This is a genomic window from uncultured Eudoraea sp. (genome assembly GCF_947258925.1).
GTDB lineage: Bacteria > Bacteroidota > Bacteroidia > Flavobacteriales > Flavobacteriaceae > Eudoraea.
The window spans coordinates 90,057-104,082 of sequence record NZ_CAMYKG010000002.1 but is presented as its reverse complement, the minus strand read 5'-3'; the positions used below and the strand labels follow the sequence as shown (position 1 = coordinate 104,082).

Here is a 14,026-nt window from a genome sequence, read left to right as displayed (position 1 = left end):
TAATTTATACGAAGCAGCCGGAAGCATATTAGTACTTATGTTGTGGGTGTATTATACTTCTGCAACATTTTTATTTGGGGCGGTTATAACCTACAATAGGTCCAAGTTTATGGAAGATAAAAACCAAGCCTAAAGGCTTTTCTTTTTAATTGCTCACGTATTTGTGAAAACAAGTTTTACAAATAGCTCACAACCAAAAAACCAGTGCTTTTGCACTGGTTTTTATCTATTCGTACTCGAGGCGTAGAATTACCTCCCGTGATAGTTATCGGGATCGCTGAGTCCTCGCCCGAACATTTTGAGAACAAATCACAATTCGTGTAAAGGTTTTTCTGAGGATTTTCAGAAATGATATAAAAACTGTGAATCTAGGGATTCCTTTTTCCGTGGTGTAGTGAACATTGGCGTTAATAATTATTGAAACCTTGGAAATAATTTAGGCAAGGTGAGCGGTTTTTAAAATGTTTTATTTTAATAAACACATAGTGAAAAAGTGCCTTTTATTTTGGTTCGTTTTCTTTGGGCAAGCAAAGAAAATGAACAGTAAGAAATCGTTCGGCGGGAATTGCTCTCCCGATAACTATCGGGATCGCGAGTCCTCGCTCGAACATTTTGAAAACAAAAAAGCCAATTCTTTCGAATTGGTTTTAATTCCACAAAATTTCACTCAAGCAAGCTTGGTTCATTTTGTTGCATAAAAAAACCAAAGCTTTCGCTTTGGCTTTTTTGTTCATCTGTACTCGAGGCGGGACTTGAACCCGCACGGCCATAATGGCCATTGGATTTTAAGTCCAACGTGTCTACCAATTCCACCACTCGAGCCTAACTACCTTGGTAGCGGCTGCCTGAACACGGGCAACGGGCAGCACGTGGTTCTTAATTTGAGCGAAAAACGGGATTCGAACCCGCGACCTCCACCTTGGCAAGGTGGCGCTCTACCAACTGAGCTATTTTCGCATTTTTCGAAAATAGCCCTTCAGTTTTCGAACCCTAATTGCTACGGCAACATGGCGCTCAACTCCCGATAACTATCGGGAAGCTATTTTCGCATTTTTGGAAAATAGCCCTTCAGTTTTCGAACGCTAATTGCTACGGCAACATGGCGCTCAACTCCCGATAACTATCGGGAAGCTATTTTCGCTTATTTTTTAAAGAACTTTACATCCGATGAACAGATGCGGACGCAAATTTAATACAATTCTATAAATAGTAAAGAACTTTTGTCCAAAAAGAATAAGCGTCCGTTGAATATTCCTGAAATTGTTTTAATTCAATAACCAGAGCTCTATCCAATGGCCTAAATGGAGCGTTTAATCAGGAACTCGCTTTCTTATTCTTTCGGAGCATTCGCTTAATTTCATTGAGCTTCATCAAAGCCTCCACAGGTGTCAGGGTATTGATATCTATATGCAGTAGTTCCTCCTTAATTCGTTCTAATAAGGGATCATCCAGATTAAAAAAACTGAGTTGCATTTCATTCTGTACTGCTTGTAAATTATCTGTAAGCTCCTCACTGGAATGCGACTTTTCTAACTTTTTCAAGATTTTCTCGGCCTTATTTATTACCTGCTGTGGCATTCCGGCCATTTTGGCCACATAGATCCCGAAACTGTGTTCACTGCCACCGGGAACCAGTTTTCTGAGGAACAAAACCGTATCTTTTAATTCCTTGACGGCCACATTAAAATTCTTGATTCGCTCAAAGGTGGCGGCCATTTCGTTGAGTTCATGGTAATGTGTTGCAAATAAGGTTTTCGCCCTGCTTGGATGCTCATGTAAGTATTCTGAAATGGCCCACGCAATAGAAATACCGTCATAAGTGCTGGTCCCCCTTCCAATTTCATCCAGGAGGATAAGACTCCTTTCGGAAAGGTTGTTCAGGATGGAAGCTGTTTCATTCATTTCAACCATAAAAGTGGATTCCCCAAGAGAAATATTATCACTTGCACCTACCCTTGTAAAAATCTTGTCAACATAACCAATCTGAGCTGATTCAGCAGGTACAAAACTACCCATTTGTGCCAATAAGACGATAAGGGCGGTTTGCCTCAAAATAGCCGATTTACCACTCATGTTAGGTCCGGTAATCATGATAATCTGCTGAGACTCCCTGTTTAAAACCACATCATTGGGAATATAGGAATCACCTAATGGAAGTTGTTTTTCAATTACAGGATGCCGACCATTTTTAATGGCTATTTCAGTGCTATCATTTATAGAAGGTGCAACATAGTTGTTTTCTTTTGCCAATCGTGTAAAGCCAGAAAGGCAATCGAGTTTTGCAATCTGATGTGCATTTTTTTGAATTGGTGTAATATATTCCTGCAGCCATACAACCAATTGTGAAAACAATTGTTGTTCCAAGCTTAAAATGCGTTCCTCAGCACCTAAGATCCTGGATTCATATTCCTTTAGTTCCTCAGTGATATAGCGCTCTGCATTTACCAGGGTTTGTTTTCGGATCCAATCTTCTGGGACTTTATCCTTATGGGTGTTTCTGACTTCAATATAATAGCCAAACACATTATTGGATGCTATTTTTAGCGATGTGATTCCCGTTCGCTCTGTTTCTCTTTTGAGCATCTGGTCCAAATGGTCTTTGCCTTTATAGGCCAGATCTTTGAGTTCATCCAGTTCTTCAGAATAACCTGGTGCAATTACATTCCCTTTAAGGATATTCACCGGTGCATCTTCCTGCAGAAGCTTTTTAATTTTTTCCCGTACAGGATCACAGGAATCAAGTTGATCTCCTATTAATCTTAAAGATTCGTTTTTGCTTTTTATTATTAGTTGCCTGATCGGGATTATAGCTTCCAGCGAATTTTTTAACTGTACCGTTTCCCTGGGATTTACTTTTCCTGTTGCAACTTTGGAAATCAGTCGTTCAAGATCGGCAATATGTTTTATGCCAAACTGTATCTTTTGAAGAGTACCTTCATTTTCAATGAGATAAGAAATTACTTCGTGCCTCCGTCGTATGTGTTCAATATTCTTTAATGGAAGGGCCAACCAGCGTTTCAGCATTCTTCCACCCATGGGTGAAATGGTCTTATCAATAACATCTAAAAGAGTGACCGCATTTTCATTTTGCGATTGATATAGTTCCAGGTTTTTTATGGTAAACCTGTCCATCCAGATATATTCTTCTTCCGCCACCCGTTGTAACTTACTGATATGCTGCAACTGGCTGTGTCTTGTATCGGAGAGGTAATGCAGAACTACGCCTGAAGCAATGATACCATACTTTAATTGTGAAACACCGAATCCTTTTAAAGAGGTTGTTTTAAAATGGCTGGTGAGTGTCTCAAGAGCATAATCTTCCTGAAATACCCAATCTTCCAAAAAGAAGGAATGAAACCTGGCGCCAAAAGTTTCCTTAAAATCGGCCTTATGGTTTTTGGAAACCAAAACCTCATTAGGTGAGAAGTTTTGCAGAAGTTTGTCAATCTGTTCTAAATTACCTTCGGCTGTTAGGAATTCACCCGTTGAGATATCCAAAAAGGAAACACCATGAATATTTTTCCCAAAATGCAGTGCTGCCAGAAAATTGTTAGACTTGGCACTCAGGATATCATCATTTAAGGCAACTCCGGGAGTAACCAGTTCTGTAACACCCCTTTTAACAATAGTCTTCGTTAATTTGGGATCTTCCAACTGATCACAAATAGCAACTCGTTGGCCCGCCTTAACCAGTTTTGGAAGATAGGTGTTAAGAGAATGATGTGGGAAACCGGCTAATTCCGTTTTATCGCCTCCATTATTTCTATGAGTAAGCACAATACCTAATATTCCCGCCGCTTTTACGGCATCTTCTCCAAAGGTTTCATAAAAATCACCCACCCTAAACAGCAAAAGCGCATCAGGATATTTTGTCTTGATTGTATTGTACTGCCTCATCAGAGGCGTTACTTTCTTTATTTTTCTGGTTTTGCCCAAAGTAGTTTAATCCTTTATTTTTACCCGTCGGGGAGTAAACGAAAATACTATTTTTCCCATGGATTCTTAACCCTTGTTGATATTTTCGGATAACTTCGCGTAAGTTAATTTATGGGGATAAATAATTAAGCTAAGTGTTTAAAAGACCATAACAATCAATTTAATTTTAAAGATCTAAGTCGAGACATGCGAAAATTAAAAAACAGTGAGTTAGACCGTTTAGACATTGATCAGTTTAAAAAAGCATCAAAGACTCCATTGGTCATTGTCCTGGACAATATCAGAAGCTTAAATAATATTGGATCTGTCTTTCGGACGGCAGATGCTTTTCTTATTGAAAAAATATATTTGTGTGGGATAACTGCCACCCCACCGCATAAAGATATACATAAAACGGCTTTAGGCGCTACGGAAAGCGTTGCCTGGGAATACAGAAAAAACACTGTAGATTTGGTTAGCGAACTTCAGAAAGAATATTTATGTCTGGCAGTTGAGCAAACGGAAAAGGCATTACCTCTGAACCATTTTATTCCGGAAGATTCCAGGAAGTATGCCATTATTTTCGGCAATGAGGTAAAAGGGGTCTCACAGGAGGTTATAGATTCCTGTGGTGGTGTTTTAGAAATACCACAGTATGGAACCAAGCATTCTTTAAATATAGCTGTAAGTGCTGGAGTTGTAATTTGGGATCTGTGGTCTAAACTTCAGCAATTTTCCGAGACGGATAACAACTAGACTCAATCTTTTTTAGGGTGTAAAAAAAAAGCCCTGACATAATAGTCAGGGCTTTCGGAATATAGTTTGAGTTAGTTAGTTTCTCTAAAATGGACGTGCAATAAAGTGATTCCAATTTAACTATGCAAGAAATTTGCCAAATATTTGTTAAATAAATTCTGCTTTTCTGCAAAAAAGATGGGTAAAAAAAAGGCTTTATTCTGTTAGCGCCTGTTCCAAAATTTTATCTATAATAAGGTCATAGTCTTCCGGATTTTGAACAAAATCGAGCTCGGCAATATCAATTACCAAACTCTTGGGATGTGGAAAAACCTTTAAAAAATCAAGATAACCCTGATTTATTTTTTCCAGGTAATCCTTATCTATTCCTTGTTCATATTCCCGTCCTCTTTTTCTGATGTTCTCCAATAAGCGTTCTGTACTCTGATAAAGGAAAATATATAGATCAGGTTTTTTAACTTCATTATACATGAAATTAAACATTTTACGGTAAAGCTTAAATTCCTCTTTTTGAAGTGTTATTTGGGCAAAAATCAGGGATTTGTAGATATCATAATCACTTACCATAAAATTTTTAAAAAGATCAAATTGGGTAGTGTCATCCGTAAACTGCTGATATCGGTCTGCCAAAAAGGACATTTCCAAAGGAAATGCATACCTGCTTTGATCTGCATAAAACTTGGGTAAGAAAGGATTATCTGCGAACCGTTCTAATACCAGCTTTGCGTTATGATCACTGGCAATTTTCTTAGCCAACGTAGTTTTTCCTGCCCCAATGTTACCTTCAATAGCAACTAAATGAAGTGTGGAGAGGAGTAATTCCCTGCTGGCAAATAATTTATGAGTTGTTTGCTGTAAACTGCTCTTGTCTTTACACTCCTGCAACAAATTCCTTGTATCTTTTTGGAATACAGGGTGATAGAATTGAGGAGCAATATCTGCCAGAGGTTTAAGGACAAACTTTCTTAAATGCATTTGAGGATGAGGTACAGTAAGCGTATCGGTATTAATAATTTCAGAATTATAATACAACAGATCAATATCTATACTCCTGGATTGATAGCCACCTTCTTTAGAGCGTATCCTCCCCATTTCCTGCTCCACTTTCAGTAAAATATGTAATACTTCGGTAGCTGAGCTTCGGGTATTGATAGACAGGCAGGCGTTCAAAAAATCTTCGCCATCAAATCCCCAAGAAGGACTCCTATATACACCAGAAATAGCGCTGATACTCCCCAACTTTGTCTGCAATAGAAGTATAGCTCGCTGCAAATTATACAGCTTGTTTCCTAGGTTGCTGCCAATTGAAAGGTATATAGTTTTAGCTTCCTTCATTTTATATCCGGATCGGTTGCAAAGGTAAGCCAGTTGATAGCTAAAATTCAATAAAGTAATACTATTTATTAGGCGTTTGAAGTATTTTTTGTGGATGTAAATCTGAGTAAGGTTTAAAAAATAACTTATTTACATCAACCTAAGTTTGGTTATCTTTGGTGCGAATTAATTAAATGTAGTATGAATTTTTTAAGAAACCTACTAGCGGCAATCCTTGGGACATTAATAGCCTTTGGAATGATATTCTTTATGTTTATCATTTTTGTAAATCTTCTAAATGCCGAAGAAACAGTTACCGTTAAGAAAAATTCCGTTTTGGAACTAAAACTAAAAAATCCCATCGCTGACTTTACCGGTTCGGATGACGCAGACCCTTTTGGGGTATTTTTTGATGAGAAACAGGGATTGGATGAAATTCTTCATGCCATAAAGGTGGCAAAGGGTGATAAGGAAATAAAAGGAATAAGTATTAATAACAATTATATTTCTGCCGGGATTTCTACAACACGCGCTATAAGAAATGCATTGGCAGACTTTAAGGAGAGTGGTAAGTTCATTTATGCCTATGGGGACTATTATCCTCAGAAAGACTATTACCTTGCGAGTATAGCGGATAGTATTTTTATAAATCCCGTTGGCGCTTTGGATTTTAAAGGTCTTGCTGCAGAAGTGCTTTATTTTAAAGATTTACAGGATAAGACCGGAGTTAAGATGGAAGTTATAAGGCATGGAAAATACAAAAGTGCAGTTGAACCTTTCCTCTCCAATGAAATGAGTGAGGCCAACAGAAGTCAGATTAAAGAACTCATGGGTTCGATATGGAATTCAATTATTACAGAAATTGAGGAAGAAAGAGGAATAACTAAGGACAACATAAATATAATTGCCGATACCCTGGGAGGTAGAAAACCGGAATATGCGAAAAAATCGGGCTTGCTGGATGATGTTATTTATTACGATGAATATGAAAACCGATTAAAACACGCACTGGGAATTGATACTTCTGATAAACTTAATTCTATTACCCTGCAAGATTATACCAAGGTTTCCAATAAGAAGAAATTGCAAACCGGTAAAGACCGAATAGCTATCATTTTTGCGCAGGGTGATATTATCTATGGCGAAGGAGACCCGGATTTTATTGGCCAGGGTATTATGAGCGAGGCGATTATTAAAGCAAGAGATGACAAGTCTGTAAAGGCAATTGTCCTCAGGGTAAATTCTCCCGGGGGTAGTGCGCTTGCTTCAGATATAATTTGGCGCGAAATTGAATTGGCAAAAGAGAAAAAACCCGTAGTGGTCTCCATGGGAGACGTGGCCGCCTCAGGGGGTTATTATATTTCTGCAGGGGCAAATAAGATTTTTGCAGAGCCTACCACCATTACCGGATCTATCGGAGTCTTCGGGGTTATTCCAAACATCAATAAACTAGCCGGCAATATTGGAATAAATGCAGAACAGGTAGGTACCAATAAGAATTCTGTGGATTACTCTTTGTTTGAACCCATGAGCGATGAATTCAGGGGCTTTGTAAAAGAAGGGATAGAAAAAACATATCAGACTTTTCTGCAGAAAGTAGCTGAAGGACGTAATATTACCATAGCCGAAGCCGATAGTATTGCCCAGGGCCGTGTATGGAGTGGTGCTGAAGCCATGGAATTGGGATTGGTAGACCAATTGGGTGGGCTTGAGGACGCCATTGAAGAAGCAGCCGTATTGGCTGATGTGGATACCTATTCAATTAGGAAATATCCCAGGTATAAAACGAGTTTTGAACGGTTTATGGAAGATTTTGGCGGGGCAAGTATGCTAAACAAAGAACAGATAATCCGGAATGAACTTGGCACCGAAGTTTATGGCATTTATAGGGAAGTTAAGTCTGCCATGGAACAGCAAGGAATTCAGGCACGCTTACCGTTTACATTAACGATCAAATAAATTAATGACTCCCAAAGACAGAAAGGAAGCATATAGGATCTATATTTATCTTGGGGCTCTCTTTATCACGTCCTTGGTCGTTTCAAATTTAATTTTTCAAAAATTCTTTTTTTGGTATCCTTTTGGGGATGTTACCGTATTTGGTGCTCCTTTATTTGAAATTTCAGTTGGCGTTTTGCCTTATCCAATTACCTTTTTGATTACCGACTTAATTTCAGAAATATTTGGACAGAAGAAAGCAAATCAAATTGTTACTACAGGTATTTTTGCTTCCTTTTTTTCTATGGGTATTATTCTGATTTCCGATCTTGCACCGGCCATCCCATCGTCTCCTGTAGACGATGCAGTTTTTAGAAGTGTTTTTGCCTTATCTCCCTTAGCTGTACTAGCCTCAATGCTTGCATACCTGAGTGCTCAATATGTGGACATAGCGATTTATCACTTTTGGAAACGACTTACAAAAGGAAAATATTTATGGCTACGCAATAATTTCTCAACCTTTTCCTCCCAGATTATAGACACGACTACTGTGGTGGGCCTACTTTGTATTTTTGGAGTTATACCATGGAAGATGTTCCAGGGATTGGTTATTAGCGGTGTTATTTTCAAAATCTTCATTGCATTTCTGGATACCCCCCTACTTTATTTGTTTGTCCATCTCTTCAGGAAACGTTTTAAACTTGCGGTTGGTGAAGAAATAAAGCTCGATGTCTAGTTCTGTTTTTCAGAATTCTTTTTAGGCCTTATACAAGGGTCCAATGGCGTTTCATTTTAGTTTTTCAAGTTTTCGATAAAAGGTATACTAATACCTGTTTTTTTTAGTTCTATTCGGACCGAGCTTTAAATCGTATGAAAAAGAAAATTTTAAAAATTACCGGCATCCTTCTTTTACTTGTATTGGGAGTCCTGATTGCCGTACCCTTTTTTCTGGAGACAAAGATTGGTGACCTCATTAAAAACAATGTAAATAAGAACATTAATGGCACATTGGATTTTTCCGAAGTCAACCTAAGTCTCTTGAGAAGTTTCCCGAAGGCAGAACTTCAAATTCAGGACTTGTATTTGTTAGCTAATAGTCCGTTTGAAGGTGATACGCTCTTTAGGTCCCATTCTATTTCTTTAGAAATGGGTATTAAAGAAATATTTAAAGGGGCTGGTGAGACAATAACCATTAGTAAGCTGATCTTTGACGAAGCCGTATTGAAGCTGAAAACTGATAAGCAGTTAAATGCCAATTACGATATAACCAAAGGGAGGGAAACAAAATCCAAAAATGAAACTGCATCCGGTGGTTTTACTTTTGGTCTGGAATCTTTTCAGTTGATGAATTCCGAAATTAGTTATGAAGACTTAAATTCAGGTTTGCTGCTTGAATTAAAAGAGATTGAACACAGTGGCCGGGGAGACCTTTCTTTGGAAATAAGTGAATTAAATACCCAAACAAGTGCTTTGGTATCCTTGGAATTAGACGGAACCCGTTATTTGGACAATACAAGTGTTATGCTGCAAGCGCTCTTAGGAGTTGATCTCAATACGGATACCTATTCCTTTTTAAAGAACGAGGGCTTTATAAATGAGCTCCCATTGGTGTTTGAGGGATTCGTCAGGAATTTGGATGAAAAGCAGGAAGTAGCCATTAAATTTAAAACCCCATCTTCAGGGTTTGATAATTTTTTAGCAGTTATTCCCAATGTTTATACTCAAAGTATAAAGGATGTAAAAACCACGGGAATTTTCAATATTGAAGGTGAATTTGAAGGTATTCTTGACGAAGAACATATTCCAAAATTTGCGATTCAGATCGATGCAAGCGATGCTTCTGTGAAATACCCCAACTTACCAAAAACTATAAAGGACATCAATATGGACCTCAGTATTAAAAATACTTCCGGTTTTGCCGAAGATACGTATGTTGATATAAATAAGGCATCCTTTGCGATAGAAGATGATAGCTTTGAATTGAACTCAAAGCTTACAGAATTATTGGGTAATACCAAAGTACGTTCGCATATATTATGTAATATGGATCTTGGCAATATTGCGGAGGCTTACCCGTTGCCCGTGAATGTAGATTTAAAAGGTCTGTTGGGTGCTGATATTTCGGCCTCTTTTGATATGGAATCTATTGAAAAGGAAAGGTATGAGAATACCATTCTAAATGGTCATTTAAAAGTAAGAGAATTAGAATACAGTTCGGAAAATTTATCCCAGCCTCTGGAAATTCACGATGCAAGTATGGAGTTTTTCCCGGAGCAGGTGTTGATAAAGAATTTGAATGGACAGCTCGGAAAAACAGATTTTAAAATTGACGGAACAATTAAAAACCTTTTAGGTTTTTTGTTTAATGATGAGAAGGTGGCCGGTAGTTTTAAATTGAATTCCAACACTTTTGATCTTAGCGATTTTATGTCAAAAGAAGCCGCAGTGAAATCGGGAGCAGATAAATCTGAATTAGCAAGTGAAGGCACTAATTTAACTTCGGAAAAGATAGAAATTCCGGCATTTCTGAACTGTTCTATAGATGCCAGGGCAAATTCTGTTATTTATGACAAACTGGATTTAAGAAATGTTAAAGCGCAAATAAAAATTGCTGATCAGCAGGCAGTTCTTTCCAATTTCCAGTCATCATTTTATAATGGATCACTCAATATGAACGGGTTTACGAGCACCAAAGGAAAAATACCTGGTTTTGCGATGGAACTGGATATGAGCAGTTTAGATTTAGAATATGCTTTTAAAAACCTGGAACTTTTCAGGGTATTGGCACCAATGGCAGCAGCACTTAAAGGAAACCTGAATTCGTCTATACAGATTTCGGGAAACCTTAAAGATGATTTTACCCCGGATTTGAATACAATCTCCGGAGATGTACTAGCAGAAGTAACGGCCATGGAATTAAATCCGGAAAAGGCGAAAATTTTAAACAACCTGAATTCTCAATTAAATTTTATCGAAGCGGATAAATTTAAGTTAAAGGGCTTAAAAACAATTTTTTCATTTGAAGATGGGACGGTAAATGTAAAACCATTTACGGTAAAATATGATGATATCGCTATTTCTGTGAATGGTAGTCATACATTTGATAAAAAGCTGAATTACAATTTAAACATTGAGGTCCCGCGCAAGTATTTAGGCAAACAACTTAATTCGCTTATCGCACAAATTGACGAAAAAGAACTGGAAAATTTAACGCTCCCGGTAAAGGCATCTGTTAAGGGATCCTATAATGCGCCGGTTATAAATACAGACCTTTCAACTGCAATAAAGGAACTAACTTCACGATTGCTGGCTGTACAAAAACAAAAAATGATCAATAAAGGTTCTGAGAAGGCCGGAGAATTGCTTGGAGGCCTTTTATCTAAAGGTAATGAAAAGGACTCTTTGAGTGAGGAGCGCACTGAAAATGTAAAATTAAATGATGTGCTGGGAGACGTGCTGACAAATAAGGCAGAAAAGGAAGACAGTGCAAGTTTAGGTAAAGACACACTCCAAAAGGAAGATCAACTAACAAAAACGGCTAAAGGAATCCTCGGCGGAATATTGGGAGGAAAGAAAAAAAGTTCAGGTGATTCCGGGAAAGATAAAGATTCAATTAACTAACTTCCAATGAGACATATAAGCCTTCATTTCCCCGAACATTAAAAACAGTATTATCCCCAAAGATCAGGTATTGTCCTTTTATGCCTTTTAAAATCCCTTTAAACTCCCCCGTTTTTCCAAGATTAAGACTTTTGACTTTTTCAGGGTATTTTAATACAGGAAACTCCATATGCGTTTCCTGGTTGCTTTCTATAAAATAATCTTTGGCTTCTTCCGGGATGTATTTACTTAGCTTATTTCTCCATTGAACTAGGTCAGCATCTTCAATAGTATTTGTTAGCATTTTACGCCAATTGGTTTTGTCGTTGACATGCTCTTTTAACGCTACCTCGGTAATTCCGGCTAAATAACGATTGGGGACTTCAACAATTTCAATGGCTTCATGTGCTCCCTGATCTATCCATCTTGTGGGGACTTGTGATTTACGCGTAACACCAACCTTGACATTGCTGGAATTTGCTAAGTATACAATATGTGGCTGTAATTGTACTTTTTTTTCATATTCTAAATTGCGGTCTTCTTTATTTAAATGGGCCATACTAAGTTCTGGTCGCATAATCCAGTCTCCGGCTGCAGGGGTTTCAAAGAAACAGCTTTGACAAAAACCCTGCCTGAAAATTGGGTTGTCTTCATTACAATTCAAACACTGGTATTTAATAAAATTGAATTCCAGTTCTTTGTCCAATACCTGATTGACATTAATAAAGTCGTTGTTAAATATCATATAGTATTGAATAGGTTGCCCCATTTCAGACTGCATTTTACGTAAAACTCCTTCGTAACGCATGTAACATGATTATTTTTAAAAATTCATTTAATAATACTAACTTTAGTCGTTAGAATTATGCAGCTAAAGATACCCAAAAATGCCGATACCTTTATTTAATTCTATTGCGTCGTGGTTATTGAAAAAACGCTATCACCAGATAGAACTTTTCCTAAAGTATCCCGGTGAAGTGCAGGAGGAGGTTTTATTTCAATTACTGGGGATTGCTGAAGATACAGAGATTGGCAGGAAACATGAATTTGGGTCAATTGAAGCTTACCAAACCTTTAAAGAACGTATTCCTATTATTTCCTATGAGGAAATGGAACCTTTAATAGAACGTACTAGAAGAGGGGAACAAAACATCTTCTGGCCAACCAACATTAAGTGGTTTGCAAAAAGTAGCGGAACAACTAATGCTAAAAGTAAATTTATACCCGTAAGTGCCGAGGCTTTGGAAGATTGTCATTATAAATCTGGAAAGGACTTGTTATGCCTCTATTTAAACAATAACGAGAATTCTCAGTTATTTACAGGCAAGAGTCTTCGCTTAGGAGGAAGCAAGGAGCTATATGAGGATAATGGAACATTTTTTGGGGATCTTTCAGCCATTTTAATAGATAATATGCCATTTTGGGCAGAATTAAGCAGTACCCCCAGTAGCAGAGTTTCTTTGATGGGTGAATGGGAAACCAAAATGAATGCTATAATACAGGAAAGCATACGTGAAAATGTTACCAGTTTGGCCGGTGTTCCGTCCTGGATGTTAGTTCTTTTGAACAGAGTATTGGAAGAAACATCTAAGAAAGACTTATTTGAGATTTGGGAAAATCTGGAAGTATACTTCCATGGCGGGGTAAGTTTTAATCCATACCTGGAACAATACAATAATCTACTCCCAAAGCAAAGTTTTAAGTATTACGAGATTTATAACGCTTCTGAAGGGTTTTTTGCCATTCAGGACAGGAATAACGCGAGTGATTTATTACTAATGCTGGATTATGGAATTTTTTATGAGTTTATACCAATGGAAACCTATGGTCTTCCAAATCAAAAAGTACTTCCTTTGTGGGAAGTAGAGGTAAATAAGAACTATGCCATTATTATTACAACCAATTCCGGACTTTGGCGCTATAAAATAGGGGACACTGTTCGTTTTACTTCAACCAATCCGTATAGGATAAAAATTACAGGCAGAACCAAGCACCATATTAATGCATTTGGGGAGGAACTCATCATTGAAAATGCTGAAGAAGCACTTAAGAATAGTTGCCAAAGGACTGGTGCTGAAATAATAGATTATACTGCGGCTCCTGTTTTTATGTCTCGAAATGAAAAAGGAGCACACGAATGGATAATAGAATTTCGGAAAGCTCCGGAAGAAATTCAATATTTTACAGAAGTGTTGGATAATGCCCTTAAATCATTAAATTCTGATTATGAAGCCAAACGCTATAATAGTATGACTTTAAAAATGCCAAAGGTTCATGCCGCCAGAAAAGACCTTTTCTACGATTGGTTAAAGTCCAAAGGAAAACTGGGAGGTCAACATAAAATTCCCCGATTATCTAATGATAGGGTATATGTGGACGAATTACTGGAAATGAACACCTGTTAAAAGCTCATAATTCCCCTTCTAATAACTTTATAATACAAGTAATTAAGCTACTATATCGATGAAATGCATCAAGTGAACAAAAAAATGATGCAAATAGA

General features: G+C 37.6%; 8 protein-coding genes and 2 tRNA genes. 5 read left to right on the top strand and 5 right to left on the bottom strand.

The window, feature by feature from the left end:
- Positions 1 to 737 precede the first annotated feature (737 nt).
- The 3 genes from Q0X77_RS01150 to mutS all read right to left on the bottom strand — a co-directional run bounded on the left by Q0X77_RS01150 (position 738) and on the right by mutS (position 3,897).
- Positions 738 to 822 (bottom strand) — tRNA-Leu (locus Q0X77_RS01150).
- Positions 823 to 884: 62 nt separating this feature from the next.
- Positions 885 to 957 (bottom strand) — tRNA-Gly (locus tag Q0X77_RS01145).
- Between the two features lie 357 nt (positions 958 to 1,314).
- Positions 1,315 to 3,897: a DNA mismatch repair protein MutS gene (mutS, locus tag Q0X77_RS01140; RefSeq protein ID WP_297792016.1), complete on the bottom strand. Its 2,583-nt coding sequence runs from the start codon at positions 3,895 to 3,897 to the stop codon at positions 1,315 to 1,317.
- Positions 3,898 to 4,122: 225 nt separating this feature from the next.
- Between mutS and Q0X77_RS01135 the strand changes: the two genes are divergently transcribed.
- Positions 4,123 to 4,671: an RNA methyltransferase gene (locus tag Q0X77_RS01135; protein WP_297792006.1), complete on the top strand. Its 549-nt coding sequence runs from the start codon at positions 4,123 to 4,125 to the stop codon at positions 4,669 to 4,671.
- Between the two features lie 195 nt (positions 4,672 to 4,866).
- Here Q0X77_RS01135 and folK read toward each other — a convergent pair whose 3' ends face one another.
- Positions 4,867 to 6,006, bottom strand: a complete 1,140-nt coding sequence (folK, locus tag Q0X77_RS01130) for a 2-amino-4-hydroxy-6-hydroxymethyldihydropteridine diphosphokinase (protein WP_297792004.1) — start codon at positions 6,004 to 6,006, stop codon at positions 4,867 to 4,869.
- A 180-nt stretch (positions 6,007 to 6,186) separates the two neighbouring features.
- On the opposite strand from folK, the gene sppA reads away from it, so the two are divergent.
- The 3 genes from sppA (at position 6,187) to Q0X77_RS01115 (ending at position 11,544) form a co-directional block, all read left to right on the top strand.
- The gene (sppA, locus tag Q0X77_RS01125; RefSeq protein ID WP_297792002.1) at positions 6,187 to 7,944 is read left to right on the top strand and encodes a signal peptide peptidase SppA; all 1,758 of its coding nucleotides are present in this window, start codon (positions 6,187 to 6,189) and stop codon (positions 7,942 to 7,944) included.
- A gap of 4 nt (positions 7,945 to 7,948) precedes the next feature.
- Positions 7,949 to 8,659 (top strand): queuosine precursor transporter, encoded by a 711-nt coding sequence (locus Q0X77_RS01120; RefSeq protein WP_297792000.1) that lies wholly within the window; start codon positions 7,949 to 7,951, stop codon positions 8,657 to 8,659.
- A gap of 134 nt (positions 8,660 to 8,793) precedes the next feature.
- A complete protein-coding gene (locus Q0X77_RS01115; RefSeq protein ID WP_297791998.1) occupies positions 8,794 to 11,544 on the top strand; it encodes an AsmA-like C-terminal region-containing protein in 2,751 nt (916 codons plus the stop codon).
- Here the strand turns inward: Q0X77_RS01115 and Q0X77_RS01110 are convergent.
- On the bottom strand, positions 11,537 to 12,331 hold the full coding sequence (locus tag Q0X77_RS01110; protein WP_297791996.1) for a DUF2797 domain-containing protein: 795 nt from the start codon (positions 12,329 to 12,331) through the stop codon (positions 11,537 to 11,539). The genes Q0X77_RS01115 and Q0X77_RS01110 overlap by 8 nt on opposite strands.
- A 79-nt stretch (positions 12,332 to 12,410) precedes the next feature.
- Here Q0X77_RS01110 and Q0X77_RS01105 point away from each other — a divergent pair, with 79 nt between their 5' ends.
- A complete protein-coding gene (locus Q0X77_RS01105) occupies positions 12,411 to 13,928 on the top strand; it encodes a GH3 auxin-responsive promoter family protein (RefSeq protein WP_297791994.1) in 1,518 nt (505 codons plus the stop codon).
- Positions 13,929 to 14,026 lie beyond the last annotated feature (98 nt).